The sequence below is a fragment of the Bacillus sp. A015 genome, from assembly GCF_053851875.1.
Genome location: NZ_JBSPZB010000014.1, coordinates 1 through 15939 on the forward strand (window position 1 = coordinate 1; position 15939 = coordinate 15939).

Below are 15939 nucleotides of genomic sequence, written 5' to 3' on the forward strand. Positions count from 1 at the left end.
GCGAAGCTAGGCTAGGTGTGTGGGAGGCCTTTTTCATTAAATCTCATCCATCATACTTACGTTGAAAATAAAAAAGATTGTAGAAAAACATGAGTTTCTCTACAATCTGAGCAAGCACAGCCTAATGCAAAGGCTGTGCTTTTTTCCGTCCATTATGACGCACGGCGTTTCTTTCGTGCATAAATCAATAATAAGAAACCAAACCAAACCGGTGTTAATAAGAGCGCCGGACGTGTTGCATCCGCAAACAGCATGATCACAAGAATGGCAGCAAAAAGCACAAGAACACAAATATTCACAAAAGGTGTGAATGGCGCTTTAAAGGTAGATGCTGCATGCAGTTCAGGACGTGTTTTTTTATATTTCAGGTGACATATTAAAATAATACTCCATACCCAAATGAAACAAATGGCACTGATTGTTGTCACAATGCCAAAGGCTTGTTCAGGAATCAGCTTGCTTAAAAGAGCCCCGACAGATACCACGATCGTTGAAACAAACAGTGCATTGCTTGGGACAGCGTGCTTATTCAGACGGCCAAAGGAGGATGGTCCCTGCTTTTGATGACTGAGATTATACAAAATACGGCTCGTCGAGAACATGCCGCTATTACAAGCGGAAGCCGCAGAAGTCAGGACAACAAAATTAATGAGCCCCGCTGCTACTGGTATACCAATCAGTCCAAAGGTTTTCACAAAAGGACTTTCTGATGCACTGAGCTCGGTCCATGGGTTGATACATAATAATACAAAGATCGCACCCACATAGAAAAATAGAATTCTTAATGGAATTTTATTAATCGCAGACGGAATGTTTTTTTGTGGATTTGCTGTTTCTGCTGCGGACACGCCAACAAGTTCCACTCCCACATACGCAAAAATCACCATCTGGAATGACAATAAGAAGCCTGTGACACCATTTGGAAATACCCCGCCATGTGACCAAAGGTTCGTGACCGTCACAGGCCCGGCATCTGTTTGAAAACCAATGATTAAAAGAACAACCCCAACGCCAATTAGCAGTAGAATCGTAATGACTTTAATCAGTGCAAACCAAAATTCCATTTCTCCAAAAAGCTTCACCGTTAATAAATTAAACCCTAGTAAAATCAACAAACAAATGATTGCAGGAATCCATTGCGGAATGTCAAACCAATACTGCACATACACCCCGACCGCAATGACATCAGCCATCGCTGTCATAATCCAGCAAAACCAATACGTCCAGCCAGTTACAAAGGAAGCCCATGGGCCAAGATAGTCCTCTGCAATATCGGTTAATGACTGATAGCCCGCCCTTGATAAGAGCAATTCTCCAAGTGCCCTCATGACAAAAAAGATGGCCATTCCGACAATTAAATAAGCAAAAATAATCGACGGACCTGCCAATTGAATGGCCTTTCCAGAGCCTAAAAACAGCCCTGTTCCGATGGTTCCGCCTATTGCAATTAATTGAACATGACGGTTTGATAAAGCTCGTTTTAATTCTTGTTGTGCCAATGTCAACGCCCTCCTCCGACACGATCCTATACTAAAATAATGAACCTTCAAAAAGTCCATAAAAAAAGAGATTGGATGCGCTCCAATCTCATGGTCATAAAAGAATAGCAAAATAGAGAAAAGCAATACATGGCATCATCCATGCATCACAAATACAATATTTCGTACTCTTCTGTCCTTTTGCCTGAGATTGTGAACCCTTCGGCGCCGCACGTACATGCGGTCTCTCCAGAAGCTGCTCCTGCCATAGTGTGACCCACAGCAATCATAGCCTTCGTTATTTACTTAAAATGTTGCTATTTCTGAATAATTTTATATTTTACGCCTCTAGAAGAAAGCTGTCAATGGTAATCTTTTAAGATTTTATCTCCTCCCTATTTGACTCAATATGACTTCACTTCATCAACACCCCCTGATAAGGTATAATAAATCAAAAGATGTTCGGCTCGTTTGATGGAGAAATCCATCCTGACCATGAACCAAGTTAGGCAATCCATTGAAGTTGGTGAAGATAAATGAAAAAATTGAACAAACAGCGTGTCACATTACAGGAAGTCGCCCGGCATGCCGGTGTCTCGACCTCAACGGCCTCACTCGTTGTTCGAAACAATCCTAGAATCTCTGAAGCCACTCGAACAAAAGTACTGCAATCCATGGAGGATTTAGGATACGTGTACGACCGCGTCGCTGCAAACATGCGGTCAAAAAGCTCCAATATTGTGGGTGTTATCGTCACGGACATTTCAAACACCTTTATTTCTGAGTTTTTAATCGGCGTGCAAACCACACTTGAATCACTTGGCTATACCGTTTTACTTGGTACAACCTTTGACAGTGTCGATAAGCAGGAACGGCTCATTTCCACAATGGTAGAGCACCGGGTTGGCGGGATTATTTTAAACCCAGCTTCGAAAAGCTCTACTCGGACGGTCAAACAGTTAAATCAAATTCGCACCCCAAAAGTACTGGCAAACCGTGAATTAGCGGATGTGCGCTGTGACTATGTCGGCGCTGATTATGAACAAGGCGCTTGGATGGCGGTACATCACCTTCTTCAAAAAGGACATCGACGTATTGCCTTTTTAGGCGGCATCAAGTCCTCATCGACTTGGATTGAACGCATGAAAGGTTTCAAAAGAGCCCATGATGAGGCAAACCTGACGATTGATGAATCTCTTATTATCGATATGGAACCTACCCGTGAAGGCGGGAAAGAAGCCCTTACCCAAGTCATCGACCAGCCCGAGCCTCCTACTGCTATTTTTTGCTTTAGTGACTTAGTCGCGTTTGGGGTCATTCAGGAACTGACAGTACGTGACATCAAGCCTGGTGAAGACATCGATGTTGTTGGATTCGATAACATCCCTGAAGCGGAGATGTATCATCCGCCGCTCACCACTGTCTCATCATTCCCACGATCCATCGGGGTAAAAGCAGCGAACCTTTTATATCATAAAATGAACGAGCAGGATGAAGAGCTGCAGCGATTGATCCTAAAGCCTCAACTTCATATTAGAGAAACCTCTACATCATCATGAAAGGGAGAATTGCATGCAGCAATTCTCTTTTTTTTATTGATCAAGTCAACCATTTCTTTATTTCATTTTTCTTTTTTTACATCACAAAGTCATAAACTTGACACATTTAAAGCGCAGGAGTATATTTATCACGTTGCTTCTTTTAGTATATCGTTATACCTAATTCGTCATACTGTTATTTTTATTTAACAACAGTTGAAATTGATAATTTCTGATTCTGATCAAATCATGAAGATACACTTTCTTATCAAGAGTGTTGTTATTTTTTATTTTTAGTAGAACGATGTACTTAATGGAAGAACAGATGAATATTCATTATTTTTTCATCAATCACACAAAGGGTGTTGTGATGGGCTTGATATTACAAAGGTAAACAAAGAATTTGACCCAAAAAGGGTTTTAAATATAGGAGTGGGAACATGAAAAATCCTTATATTAAATCGTCACTTGGCATGTATTTAAACTACTTCATGCTCGGCATGATCAATATTATTGTGGCATCCAACATGGAAAGCTTATCTGAACGCTACCATGTGGATATTCCGAAAATCAGCTTGCTTGTATCGGCGATCGGAATAGGTAAACTGATTGCTCTCTTTTTCTCTGGACGGTTAGCAGACCGCTGGGGACGTAAGCCTGTCATTATTACAGGAAACTTTCTTTACTTATTATTCTTAATCGGAATTCCAACGACAACGAATTATACACTCGCTTTTATCTTTGCGATTTCAGCAGGGATTGCAAACTCACTGCTTGATTCAGGGACATACCCTGCTCTAACAGAATCGTTTCCTAAAAAGGCAAGTTCAGCTTCTGTTTTAGTGAAGGCGTCCGTTTCAATTGGAGCGACTGTTCTTCCATTTATCTTGGCGTTCCTTATTGCACATGACATCTTCTGGGGCTGGGCGTTCTTTGGACTAGGACTTCTTTATTTACTCGTAGGGATTTACTTGATCTTTATGCCATTCCCGAACCATAAGCAAGTCTCTTCACAAGATGATCTTCCAGTGCAGGAACAAATGAAGGAAGAACCTAAAATGGTTGGTGAAGGCTTAGCTGTTGTGCTCATGGGATTCACGTCTACTGCATTGTTTGTCGTATGGCAGACGTGGCTTCCGCAACTCGGGTTAAAACTGATTGGACTTGGCACAGGACAAGCGACGCAGCTTCTTTCTTATTTTAGTATTGGTGCCCTTGTGTCTGTTCTATTACTATCGATCGTATTAGATAAATTTATTTCACCTATTATGGTCGCCATTATTTACCCAATTGGGGCATTCCTTGCAATGTTTTCACTATTTCAAATCGAAACGTACAGCATTGTGATTGTCAGCACCTTTTTCTTAGGATTATTTACAGCAGGGATCTTCCAGCTGGCCATGAGTATTATGATGAAATTATTCCCTACAAACAAAGCAACGGTTTCATCATACGTCAACATTGCGGCAAGCTCAGCGTTTATTCTTGTGCCGCTCATTACAAGTGGGTTGGTCAGCACGTACGATATTAAAATGACGTTATTTTTCGATATGATCATTGCGGTCATTAGCGTATTGTTAGCAGTCTTTGTTTTAGGACGCATGAAAAAATTGTCTAGATAATAAAAGGAGATGTCAATTATGACAAACATACATGAACGAAATATTGATGGAAAAACAAAATTAGTCGGTCTTCTTGCTACACCAATTGGACACAGCCTGTCACCACGGATGCACAACCTTGGATACACATTAACAGGTATCAACTACGCTTACCTAGCCTTTGAAGTAGGAAATGATGAACTAGAAGCAGCAGTAAACGGAATGAAAGCGATGGGTGCAGCTGGATTTAACGTATCTATGCCAAATAAAATGAAAGTGCTGGATTACTTAGATGAACTAGATGATTCTGCGAGATATACACGTGCAAGCAACACTGTTGTGAACAAAGATGGCAAGCTGATTGGCTACAACACAGATGGTCTTGGTTACGTGAGAAACTTGATTGAACATGGCGTTGAACTAGCTGGACAAAAGGTAACACTTGTTGGCTCAGGCGGTGCTGCGACACCGATTGCCATTCAACTTGCACAATCAGGTATTCGTGAAATTAGTATTTTTGCTCGTCAAGATCAATACTTTGTTCAAGCGGAAGAAAATGTGAAGTACATCAATGAAGAGATGAAATCATTCGGTGTCAAAGCGAACATTTTCCCACTTGAAGACAAAGACGCTTTCCGCCGTGAAGTAGCTGAAAGTGCGATCTTAGCAAATGGGACAAGCCTTGGAATGAAACCATTAGACCAGCTTAGCATTATTGATGACACGCTTGATGTACTGCGTAAAGATTTGATCGTGACAGATGTTGTGTACAACCCGCAAAAAACAAAACTTCTTGCTCAAGCACAGGAAGCGGGTGCCAAAACCATTAACGGTCTTGGAATGATGCTATGGCAAGGTGCTCTTGCTTACAAACTCTTTACTGGTGAAGATATGCCAGTTGATCAAGTGAAACAGATACTTTTTGAAAACGACCGTTTCTAAACAAAAAAGACGACTTCCTGAGTGGAGGTCGTCTTTTTTTTATTCATGTACCATGATTTGGCGGTATCGATACAGGATATACATTGCACCAATAATGGCCACAACAGCCACAACCGCATCGAACATAAAGATCTGTAAAATGGTCGAGTGGCTTTCAATCAAACCTGTTACGACCGGGATGACGATGGCCGACACCCCGCCGGCTGTTGAGATAATCCCTGTCATCGTTCCTTTGTTCTTCCAGAAGAATTCAGCCATCACCGTTAATGTCAGCTGAAAGACACCAGCCGTTGAAAATCCCAATACAAATGAATTGACAGTTCCTATGACTGGGGATTTTACGACCAGTAGCACACAGATAGAGGCAAGTGTCATGATTGGATAGATCAGCAGCACCGTGACCGGACGGACAATGCGGCGCAAAAGAAATGCGAGCAATAAAACAGACAGCAACCCACCCATGCTATAGTAACTAAGCAGCTTCACTGCACTGCCAGAAGCCATCCCCAATATGGCCTCACCGTACGTAGGAAGCCAAATTTGCGGCAAGGCGTACAGACCATTTGATGTAAAGCTGATCACAATGAGTGCGATCCCTTCCCTCCAAAACGTAGGCTCTGACGTGAAGCGTGGAAGTCCGTCATGCTCGGTCACCTGAACTTGCTCCACTTTGCGATGATTCGGAAATGGCAATGTCCAGAGCATCAAGACATTCACAAGATAGATCAGAGCAGGAACAAAAAACGCAATGCCATAAAATAAATCATGCTCCGCTAAAAAGAAAATTGCCAGCGGCAGAATGGTCGCCCCAATTGAAATAAAGGCTTTCACCATCACATTCGCAGATCCCGAGTTTTGCGGAAAAGCCTCCATTAAGGCTGGATACGTCCCTGCATCCATCGCTGAATTCGCCACCCCTGCCAAAATCGCAAACGCAAAGGCGATTTGATAATTTGGAGACAATGGGATCCCGATGAGGAACACCGCCATCAGCACACCTGAAACCAAAATCACCGGCTTTCGGCCAAACCGATCTGACAGCACGCCTGATAGACCATACGTGAGCACCCTGCCAATGCCGAGTGCCGAGATCATATAACTAATTCCCGCACTATTGGTATCTAACTGTTTGATTAAAAATGGCATATTTGAAGCCAATATAATATTGACCATACCTAATAAAAAATAATTGATATAAAGACTAGAAGCCGTTTTCACATACGGATTCCTCATGCTGACACACCCCTCAACACCATCGCAATGAAGTGACAAATAATGGTTACGCTTACAAGATCTCATGTGTGAGGAGGAACAGCTTCGCAACCTTCACGTTCAAACATCTCATCATCTCATGCAGCTCACAGCCTACATGCCCTTCATTTATCAAGCATCTCTTCAAATTTTCACTAGCTCTTATTTTATATGAATGTGAAAGGTAATGATAGTGAATTGCTTAAATTTGAGGGGAATGATTGTAGAGAGAAATCCCCTGAGGCATGCAGGGGCCTTTTTGATAATGGATATGTTATTGATCATTGTCGTTTTATGATAGATTTATTAATCCACATACAATGAATGTCAACTAAAAGGGGATATATGTTGGAAATTAAGGCGGCTGTTATTGAGAAACAAGGTGAAGAATTTGTATTTGAGCAATTAAATCTAGAAAACCCAAAAAGTATTGTTAAAATTAGCTAATAATTAAGACAGGAAACCTTCCACTTTATACTGGGAAGTTTTTTAATTAAATCGCACTTTAAAATAGCATTTAGCACTAAGTTTCAATCTTTTATGAAGGGAAAATAAGATACTTAATAGGTATTTTATTTATATAAAATAGATATTTCCCCTCTAAATATCTATTCATTATAATTAAATAATGGCTGAAATTGATAGACACAAGGGGGAATCATTGTGGATTTATTTGCAAAGAAAATAAATCAATATATCGATGGACAATGGAGAAAAGGTTCATCGAATAAAATTAAGAAAATTTTTAATCCTTATACTTCTGAGGTAATTACTGAAGTAAATATAGCTTCCGAAGAGGATCTTCACTCTGCATACCAAGCTGCAAAGGAAGCTCAAGACAAGTGGGGGAAAGTGTCAGCTTCTAAAAAGGTGAGCATTCTTCAAAATGCATATAGTTTTTTTGAAAAACGTAAGAATGAAATAGTTGAAACTCTCTGTAAAGAGGCTGGAAGTTCCTTGGTGAAAGCCACTATTGAAATTGAAGCTACCATGAATATCTTGAAAAAATCCATGGACTATCCATACCAACTAGAAGAGAGATCAGAATTCCCTGCTTTAATAGAAAACAAAACAAATTATGTATATCGAGCACCTATAGGGGTAGCCGGAATTATAAGTTCGTTTAATTTTCCTCTTCACTTATCTATGCGGTCTATTGCTGTTGCCATTGCCACAGGTAATACAGTTGTACACAAACCAGACTTGCAAACGGCGTTATCAGGTGGGGTCGTAATCGCAAAAGCTTTCGAAGAGGCGGGTCTACCAAAAGGAGTTTTTAATCTAATCTTGACAAATGTAAAAGAAATTGGAGACTCATTTATCGAACATCCAATTCCAAAAATCATCTCCTTTACAGGTTCAACTGGAGTCGGACGCCATATTGGTTCAATTGCTGGAAAAAACCTTAAAAGAACAGCCTTAGAACTTGGTGGCAACAATCCATTTATTGTAATGGAAGACGCAGATATTGACCAAGCTATAGACGCTGCAATTTTCGGTAAATTTTTACACCAAGGGCAAATCTGCATGATTATTAACCGTATTCTCGTTCATCGTAATCTTTATCATACCTTTATTAAAAAGTACACTGAAAGAGCAGCTTTATTAAAATGCGGGAACCCAGCAGACCCTTCTGTAGTGATTGGACCTCTAATTAATGCTAAACAAGCTGATCATGTAATGTCTATCATTGAAGAAGGAAAAAATGAAGGCGCCAAATTAGTGTTAGAAGGAAAAAGAGAGGGAAAGCTTATAACGCCATTTGTATTTGCAGATGTCAATAACGACATGAAGATTGCACGCAGTGAAATATTTGGCCCAGTGGTGTCAATCATTCCTTTTGACAATGAGGAAGAAGCAATACATATCGCAAACGACACTGAATATGGGTTAAGTGCTGGCATATTTACGAAAAACATTGAAAAAGGAATTAAATTAGCAAGACGCATTGAAAGCGGAATGGCTCATGTGAACGATCAAAGCGTAAATGATGATAGCCTGGCGCCATTTGGTGGGGAAAAGGCCTCTGGACTTGGACGATACGGGGGCCAATGGGCTTTCGAAGAATTTACACGAGTTCAATGGATTTCTGTACAAAATCAACCAAGAAAATATCCTTTCTAAAGCGAAATATAGGGATTCACCCATCTACAAACTTCACTATCAAATAAATGAAGCAAGGTATGGACAAATAGAAATTGTCTATACTTTGCTTCATTTAATCATAGTTTGACTCTTTATTCTTTGTCCCATATAATCAATCATCTGTAAATACTTCTTGAACCTTTAGTTGTAATATTGTTATGATGGATTATTTCATCAAATCTTCGACTGTATTTTTCCAACGTTCAACTACTTCTTTCTCGTTTAATAATTCTATATTGATGCCAGAAGTTATTTTTGCATATTTTGCTACATCCTCACGAGCTAAAACAACCTGAGCAGAAAATCTTTCCCTTTTATAATTTCTGTTAGGCAGCTCTTGAAGTCTTCTCAAAAAAAGTCGAATATAATGAGCCTTCCCTTGATAAACAAGGACTAACGTCGCTTTATTCGTACGAATCATATTAGACGCAGTAGATGTGTTTGGCCACAATCCTATTCTTAACTCCTGATGATTAACGGCTAGGATTTCCCCAACACTAATCATTGCATTATGAGGCCAACCATCTTCGCTTACTGTCATTAACATCATTGCTTCATGTTGTTTTTCTAATAGACATGTTCCATTTAATAACTCAAACACCTCAGTAGACAATTCCGTTCTATTCATGTTAGCACCTTTCCTCACTATGATGTGTAAACTATTCTACTATTTAAGAAGATCTCTATTCTTAAAATAGAGATCTTCTTATTTTTAAATTAATCTATTAACTTTGGTACTGGAGGAATCTGGTCTAATTCTTTAAATTTAGCCGGGTCTAGCTTGAAACGTTTATCATATTTTTCAGGGTCTGTTATATTAGGCCCTTCTGTATTTCTCCAAGATAAGGTACAAGTATCACAAATATAAACTTCCCAAACATCCTTAACAGGAGACTTTGTTAATAAGCTTACTTTTTCAGATTCACATCTTGGACACTTCATTATTGATTTCCTCCCTTTTTCATTAAGTCACGGAGAATTGCAGACCACTCTTCTGCTTTTTCTGGAGTAGCCAAAAGTTCAGTATCCCGTGCAATGTCAGGTGCAACTGGAGTTGTCGCATCGATTACTAGCTTTGTATGCATACCAGCAGGATCAGAAGACGGATCTAAAGGCATTCCTGGTGCATATGGAATTTTGAAAACATCTTTGTCTGGACGTACTCGTGTTGTTAAGGCCCACATCACTTGCTCTAAGTTAAATGGATCCACGAACTCATCTACTATAATCGCTATTTTTGTATAAGGCATTCCATGAGGGGTTGATAATAACCTCATCGCAACTGCCTTACCGTATCCCCCTAATCGAGATTTTGTAGATACAATAGTTCCTATGCCGTGTGTATACATTGCGTTTACTGCCTCAACTTCTGGAAAGTCCCGTTTTAATTGTTTATACAATGGTAAACTTGTATTTAAAGCCATTAAGTAATCAATCTCTGTCCATGGCATACCTAAGTATAAGTTTTCAAATATTGGATTTTGACGGTGAGTCATTTTAGTAATCTTCACAATCGGCTGCAAACGTGCTCCTGAATAACTTCCAGGAAATTCACCAAATGGACCTTCTATCTCTCTTTCACGAGGCATAATGTATCCCTCTAGAACAACCTCACTTCTCGCTGGAATATCTAACTGACCATGTTCACTTTTCGTTAATTCAATTGCTTCTCCTTTTAAAGCTCCTGCAAAATCATATTCGGATTGTGCATATTCAATTGGTGTACTAGCCATAAAGCTCAAGACAGGATCGTTACCTAGGCAAATTGCAATTGGTAAAGGTTCATTTTTTTCTTCCGCTTGTTTTAGATGGACCGCTATGTCGTGAAATGGCAGTGGCTGAATCCCCACTTTATCTTTGCCCTTTACTTGAATACGATATGTTCCAGCATTTTGTTCTTCATAGCTTTCTGGCTTGTTTGTATCTTTACTAACGACAAGAGCTTTAGAAAGGTAAAAACCCGCATCGAATTCATTAATACGAAACAATGGCAGCACATCAAATAAATTAATATCGTCCTCAATTACAACCTCTTTGACTGGTGCATCTTTTTTATCCACCCAAACAGGTTTAATCGGAAATCTATCCCAAATTCTTTCTAATTCAAAAAACTGTTCTTTCACCGGTGTGTCCTTGTCCATGTTAAGCATCAACGCATGATTTTGCCATGATCCATGCACATTTAGTACAACAGGTGTTTTATACCCTTTCACATTTTCTACAAGAACAGCTGGTGCATTCTCCATATCCGGAGCAGAACGACCAATAGCACTTAAATCTGGTTCAGGCATTACTTCATCCTTAATACGTACTAATTGATTTTCTGATTCTAGTAAATCTAGGAATTCTCTTAAGTCTCTGTAAGACATGGGTAAATCCTCCTATTCATCATTATTATATGTGATATATTCTTCCTTACATAACCATTGTACGCCTCAACATACAGCATTAAAAATATCTATTAAATATTTAAAATATACTTTCAGGGTATATTTTTATTCATCTTAAATTAAGATTAGATCCTAAGCTAATTAAAAAGATAGTCCTAAAAAATAGACTATCCTAGTTAACTTTATTTCTATTCTCTTGAGAAATAGAACACACTTTGCTTGCAACTTTACTGTCTCTCATGAATTCCTATACTTATACAGTTCTCCACCATCTTCACAGAATCAAATTCTAACAAAAGCCTGATCACTTCTTTTTTATACCGTCCCATCTCTTAGCTTCTGATAACTGAATACCAAACTGATCTAAAGCTCTGTAGACAATATGATTCACCATATCATCAATATGTTGAGGGTGATTATAAAAAGCAGGCATTGGAGGGCAAATGATGGATCCCATTCGTGATAATGCCAACATATTCTCAAGATGAATATCATTAAGCGGTGTCTCACGCGTCATCAATAACAATTTTTTTCTTTCTTTTAAAATGACATCAGCAGCTCGTGTGACAAGATTATCTGCCAACCCCATTCGAATAGATGCTAGAGTTTTCATACTACAAGGAGCAACAATCATTCCATCTACTCTAAAGGAACCACTAGAAATTTTCGCACCTAAATCCTTATATGAATATGTGCAATCAGCCAATTCTTCAACGTCCTTCACTATATAAGACGTTTCAACATTTATGGTTGCGGCTGCCCATGAAGACATAACTAAATGAGTTTCAATATCTGTATGTTTGAGAATTTCTAGAAGACGAATTCCAAAAATGGCTCCTGTCGCACCAGACATTCCAACGATGATCTTCATATATTTCACCTTCTTTAATATTTAACTATTTATATCTCTAAATAAATTATACTATCCATTTTATTATATTGATAATATTCATATTGTTTATATATAATACTTATAAAGTATAAAAAAGATAGGAGAAGAAATATGGACATTCGACAACTACGATATTTTATAGCTATTGCAGAACAAGGTACCATCTCTAAAGCTGCAGAACATCTGCATATGGCTCAGCCACCCCTTAGCCGGCAATTAAAAATGATGGAAGATGAATTAGGTGTTGTTTTATTTGAAAGGAATAAAAAGAAGAAAGTAACTCTGACTGCTCAGGGAGAAATATTTTTAAAAAAGGCTAGAGAAATAGTTTATAGCATGGAGGACGCCATTCTTGAAATTAAAGAATTTAGTGAGGAGATAAGCGGAACACTTTCAATTGGCTCTACTATCTATTGTGCACCTATTTTACTATCTGCTCTTACCGAATTTCGGAAAAAGCATTCGCATGTTAAATTTAATATTTGGGAAGGTAACTCTGCTCACTTAATGACATTATTGAATAATCGGCAAATTGATGTTGCGATTACAGGAGGATCGTTCTCTAAAAAAGACATTAAAGTGAAAAGTTTGTATACCGATCCTTGCGTATTAGTTGTCCCTAAAGAATATAAGATAGATGAAAAAAAAATAAGCATACAAACACTTTCTGAAATTCCGCTTTTATTACTTCGTCCAACAGAAGGAGTGGGATTATTTGATCAAATTGTTGATACATTTCAACAATTAGAATTAACGCCTAATATTTTATGTGAATGTCACGACTCTGCCATGTTATTAAGTTTGGTAAAAAAAGGATTTGGGGCAACAATATTACCTTTATCCATGGTAAACCCTCGTTTTACGGAGGAATTTAAAAAGATCTCCATTCAAGATCATCCATGGATATCTGATCCTTCATTAGTTTGGAGATCTAATAGCTACTTATCTGCTTCTACGAAAGAGTTCTTAAAATTTTTTGAAGAACAGAGTAACTATACCTGCTATTAAGTGCAAATGAGTCTGGGCATCAAATATGTAATCCTCGGCAGGAATAGTCCTCCCAAGGCTCTTGAAAGTATTGAAGCGTTAATAAAAGATGTTCACTCAGGCACATACACTTTTTTCAAAGGTAATAAAGACCTTGTCTCAGCTGGCATATGTTCATACCAATGTACAATAAGATTTACGAGTTCTTCTAAGTCCACTAGATGAACCTCATTATGCTTCGCAACAGCTTTTGCATGAGAAGTAAACCCACCAGTAGAAACAAATAAACTGTTAGCATTCATTGGATTAGCACCTAATAATTGCTGCACCTCTGGAGAACTGGCTGAGGATTTTCGATGTTTTACTTGCACTTTTATAATTGGCTTTTCAAAACCAAATGCATCTTTATAAGCTAACACATCCACACCGCCATCAGGCCCTTTTGGACTCACGCGAACATTGTATGACATTGCTTGCAGTAAGCCTCCGACTAAGTCTTGCATTTTCCAAGGGTCCAATTTATCTACTTTATCTTCAATCATGACAGTGGCTTTGCTGACTAAATCTTCGATAATTTCATCTTCTTCTGTTTCATCTTCAGGTGCTGTTATGGAAGTAGGGTTTTTGAGTAAATGTTCAATCTCTTTCCCCCAATCATCTACACGAAAAACAGTTGATATAGAACCGAGGCTGTTCTTAGCTGATTGACTGAGAGAATCTCGTTTAACTGCTATTGGTTCCCAATTCACCTGAATATGATTTGGATACATCTTATCTCCAGCTGTTTCATCAAAAAAATGCGGAGCAATCACCGTACCTACTCGATATTCACGGCTTTCTTTTATGTATGTAATGATTCGATCTCCCTTTTTAATTTCTCTACTAAACCTCCATACCTGACTGACCCAGCTTCTTCTCGTAAAAGGTTTGTTCTCAGCGAATATGACATCAGCTCGAGCATTCATCTCTTGCTTTGTTTGATATTGTTTTGGGTTACCTAATTTAGGCCACCCTATCGATGCGATGCCCTTCTCTTCCCAAATTGAAATTAACTCATTTTGGTCACCCGCACGAACCATCCACCATTTCGTCATTTACTATCTCTCCCATTCCATCCATCTTCTCTTATTTTCATCATCAAATATTCTCACTAAATTATAAGACTTATTTCTTATTAACAAAAGGATATGCGCACCTTTTTTGTCGAAAGAAACACAAAAACCCGAACAAGCGAATCCCACGCTCATCCGGGTCTGCATTTTCCTTTATTACACTTCTTCGCCATTCGTTGCAATAACGTTTTGATACCAAGTAAACGAATCTTTTTTGAGACGCTTCATCGAGCCGTTGCCTTCGTTGTCGCGGTCAACGTAGATCATGCCGTAGCGTTTTTTCATTTCGCCTGTTGTGAATGAAACGATATCAATGATGCCCCAAGGTGTGTAGCCGATGAGGTCCACACCGTCGTATTCGATGGCTTTTTTCAGCGCTTCGATATGAGAAGCGAGATATTGAATTCGTTCAGGATCGTGAATGGAACCGTCATCTTCCACTTGATCAATGGCACCAAAACCATTTTCCACGATGAATAGCGGGATTTGATAGCGATCATAAAAACGATTCAATGTGTATCTTAGTCCAGTTGGGTCGATGGACCAACCCCAGTCACTTGATTTGATATAAGGGTTTTCTACACCATGCGGCAGGGCTCCGTTGACAATGTCTCCGCTGTTGTCAGACACTGCATCACTTTTGACCGTAGTCGACATGTAGTAGCTAAAGCCGAGATAATCCACTTTCCCTTTTCTTAAGCTTTCTTCATCGCCTGCTTCAAACGGAATATGATAGCCTTCGCGTTCAAATTCTTTTAATGCATAGCTCGGATAGTAGCCGCGAACCTGCACATCAGGGAAGAAATAGCGTTGTCTCATATATTCCTCTGCCAGCATGACATCCTCTGGGTTTGAGGAATATGGATAGATCGGCACGTGAGAAACCATCGCTCCGATTTGAAAGGACGGATTGATTTCTTTTCCTTTTGCCACTGCCCATGCACTTGCAAGTAATTCATGATGTCCTGCTTGATACATGATTTCTTTGGCATTTTCGCCTTCTTTGACTGATACTCCTGAATTTGTCCAAAGGAACAAAGGGTTGTTTACATCCATTTTGTTATTGATTTCATTAAATGTCATCCAGTATGTGACCTTGTCCTTGTATCGATTGAAGCACACTTCTGCAAATTTCGCGAAATATTCAGCGACTTTTCTGCTGCGGAAGCCGCCATATTCCCTTGCCAAATGAAGGGGCATCTCAAAGTGGGACAGTGTAATCACAGGCTCGATGCCATGCTTGAGCAGCTCATCAAATACATCATCATAGAACTGTAAGCCTGCTTCATTCGGCTCTGCTTCATCTCCCTTAGGGAAAATCCGGCTCCAGCCGATTGATGTGCGCAAGCATTTTAAGCCCATTTCTGCAAACATGGCGATATCTTCCTTGTAACGATGGTAGAAGTCGATCGCTTCATGGTTCGGGTAAAATGTTCCTTCTTCTATCGTTTCAGTGATTTGTCTCGGTACTCCATGAGCACCTGCTGTCATCACATCCACAACACTTGGACCTTTGCCTGCTTCGTTCCATCCACCTTCGAATTGATGTGCAGCTAATGCGCCGCCCCATAGAAAATCTTTTGGTAAAGTCATCATTTATTCC

The 15939-nt window shown here is 39.3% G+C and carries 13 protein-coding genes and 1 riboswitch; of the genes, 5 read left to right on the plus strand and 8 right to left on the minus strand.

The window, feature by feature from the left end; all coding sequences use genetic code 11:
- Nucleotides 1–152: 152 nt before the first annotated feature.
- On the minus strand, nucleotides 153–1499 hold the full coding sequence (locus tag ACSLGF_RS12380; RefSeq protein ID WP_456005860.1) for an amino acid permease: 1347 nt from the start codon (nucleotides 1497–1499) through the stop codon (nucleotides 153–155).
- A 162-nt stretch (nucleotides 1500–1661) separates the two neighbouring features.
- Nucleotides 1662–1741: riboswitch (glycine riboswitch) on the minus strand.
- 273 nt (nucleotides 1742–2014) lie between these two features.
- Here ACSLGF_RS12380 and ACSLGF_RS12385 point away from each other — a divergent pair.
- The 3 genes from ACSLGF_RS12385 (at nucleotide 2015) to ACSLGF_RS12395 (ending at nucleotide 5559) form a co-directional block, all read left to right on the plus strand.
- Nucleotides 2015–3037, plus strand: a complete 1023-nt coding sequence (locus ACSLGF_RS12385; protein WP_456005862.1) for a LacI family DNA-binding transcriptional regulator — start codon at nucleotides 2015–2017, stop codon at nucleotides 3035–3037.
- A gap of 419 nt (nucleotides 3038–3456) precedes the next feature.
- Nucleotides 3457–4638, plus strand: coding sequence for an MFS transporter (locus ACSLGF_RS12390; RefSeq protein WP_456005864.1), 1182 nt, complete (start codon nucleotides 3457–3459; stop codon nucleotides 4636–4638).
- 18 nt (nucleotides 4639–4656) lie between these two features.
- Nucleotides 4657–5559: a quinate/shikimate dehydrogenase gene (locus ACSLGF_RS12395; RefSeq protein ID WP_230031390.1), complete on the plus strand. Its 903-nt coding sequence runs from the start codon at nucleotides 4657–4659 to the stop codon at nucleotides 5557–5559.
- Between the two features lie 39 nt (nucleotides 5560–5598).
- Here the strand turns inward: ACSLGF_RS12395 and ACSLGF_RS12400 are convergent, their stop codons facing one another.
- Nucleotides 5599–6792 carry an MFS transporter gene (locus tag ACSLGF_RS12400; RefSeq protein ID WP_456005866.1) on the minus strand — a complete coding sequence of 398 codons (1194 nt, stop codon included), beginning with the start codon at nucleotides 6790–6792 and terminating at the stop codon, nucleotides 5599–5601.
- Between the two features lie 681 nt (nucleotides 6793–7473).
- Here ACSLGF_RS12400 and ACSLGF_RS12405 point away from each other — a divergent pair.
- Nucleotides 7474–8934, plus strand: coding sequence for an aldehyde dehydrogenase family protein (locus ACSLGF_RS12405; RefSeq protein WP_456005869.1), 1461 nt, complete (start codon nucleotides 7474–7476; stop codon nucleotides 8932–8934).
- A 187-nt stretch (nucleotides 8935–9121) separates the two neighbouring features.
- On the opposite strand, the gene ACSLGF_RS12410 is transcribed toward ACSLGF_RS12405, so the two are convergent.
- From ACSLGF_RS12410 to ACSLGF_RS12425, 4 genes are all read right to left on the minus strand, one after another.
- On the minus strand, nucleotides 9122–9583 hold the full coding sequence (locus ACSLGF_RS12410; protein WP_456005872.1) for a pyridoxamine 5'-phosphate oxidase family protein: 462 nt from the start codon (nucleotides 9581–9583) through the stop codon (nucleotides 9122–9124).
- Between the two features lie 89 nt (nucleotides 9584–9672).
- Complete coding sequence (locus ACSLGF_RS12415) at nucleotides 9673–9897, minus strand: non-oxidative hydroxyarylic acid decarboxylases subunit D (protein ID WP_456005875.1); 225 nt, start codon at nucleotides 9895–9897, stop codon at nucleotides 9673–9675.
- Nucleotides 9897–11324, minus strand: coding sequence for a non-oxidative hydroxyarylic acid decarboxylases subunit C (locus tag ACSLGF_RS12420; RefSeq protein ID WP_456005877.1), 1428 nt, complete (start codon nucleotides 11322–11324; stop codon nucleotides 9897–9899). Before ACSLGF_RS12420 ends, ACSLGF_RS12415 begins: the two co-directional genes overlap by 1 nt.
- Nucleotides 11325–11649: 325 nt before the next feature.
- A complete protein-coding gene (locus ACSLGF_RS12425; RefSeq protein ID WP_456005878.1) occupies nucleotides 11650–12216 on the minus strand; it encodes a non-oxidative hydroxyarylic acid decarboxylases subunit B in 567 nt (188 codons plus the stop codon).
- Between the two features lie 132 nt (nucleotides 12217–12348).
- Between ACSLGF_RS12425 and ACSLGF_RS12430 the strand changes: the two genes are divergently transcribed.
- Nucleotides 12349–13245, plus strand: coding sequence for a LysR family transcriptional regulator (locus ACSLGF_RS12430; protein WP_456005881.1), 897 nt, complete (start codon nucleotides 12349–12351; stop codon nucleotides 13243–13245).
- Nucleotides 13246–13337: 92 nt separating this feature from the next.
- Here ACSLGF_RS12430 and ACSLGF_RS12435 read toward each other — a convergent pair whose 3' ends face one another.
- Entirely contained in the window at nucleotides 13338–14318 is a 981-nt protein-coding gene (locus tag ACSLGF_RS12435; RefSeq protein WP_456005884.1) for a restriction endonuclease, read from the minus strand.
- Nucleotides 14319–14492: 174 nt separating this feature from the next.
- Nucleotides 14493–15932: a 6-phospho-beta-glucosidase BglA gene (bglA, locus tag ACSLGF_RS12440; protein ID WP_456005886.1), complete on the minus strand. Its 1440-nt coding sequence runs from the start codon at nucleotides 15930–15932 to the stop codon at nucleotides 14493–14495.
- Between the last annotated feature and the right edge of the window lie 7 nt (nucleotides 15933–15939).

What these genes read in the sequence shown, in the direction of transcription:
- ACSLGF_RS12420 (WP_456005877.1), bottom strand. Translation starts at nt 11,324, where the DNA reads ATGTCTTACAGAGACTTAAGAGAATTCCTAGATTTACTAGAATCAGAA.
- ACSLGF_RS12390 (WP_456005864.1), top strand. Translation starts at nt 3,457, where the DNA reads ATGAAAAATCCTTATATTAAATCGTCACTTGGCATGTATTTAAACTAC.
- bglA (WP_456005886.1), bottom strand. Translation starts at nt 15,932, where the DNA reads ATGATGACTTTACCAAAAGATTTTCTATGGGGCGGCGCATTAGCTGCA.
- ACSLGF_RS12385 (WP_456005862.1), top strand. Translation starts at nt 2,015, where the DNA reads ATGAAAAAATTGAACAAACAGCGTGTCACATTACAGGAAGTCGCCCGG.
- ACSLGF_RS12425 (WP_456005878.1), bottom strand. Translation starts at nt 12,216, where the DNA reads ATGAAGATCATCGTTGGAATGTCTGGTGCGACAGGAGCCATTTTTGGA.
- ACSLGF_RS12415 (WP_456005875.1), bottom strand. Translation starts at nt 9,897, where the DNA reads ATGAAGTGTCCAAGATGTGAATCTGAAAAAGTAAGCTTATTAACAAAG.
- ACSLGF_RS12430 (WP_456005881.1), top strand. Translation starts at nt 12,349, where the DNA reads ATGGACATTCGACAACTACGATATTTTATAGCTATTGCAGAACAAGGT.
- ACSLGF_RS12410 (WP_456005872.1), bottom strand. Translation starts at nt 9,583, where the DNA reads ATGAATAGAACGGAATTGTCTACTGAGGTGTTTGAGTTATTAAATGGA.
- ACSLGF_RS12395 (WP_230031390.1), top strand. Translation starts at nt 4,657, where the DNA reads ATGACAAACATACATGAACGAAATATTGATGGAAAAACAAAATTAGTC.
- ACSLGF_RS12435 (WP_456005884.1), bottom strand. Translation starts at nt 14,318, where the DNA reads ATGACGAAATGGTGGATGGTTCGTGCGGGTGACCAAAATGAGTTAATT.
- ACSLGF_RS12400 (WP_456005866.1), bottom strand. Translation starts at nt 6,792, where the DNA reads ATGAGGAATCCGTATGTGAAAACGGCTTCTAGTCTTTATATCAATTAT.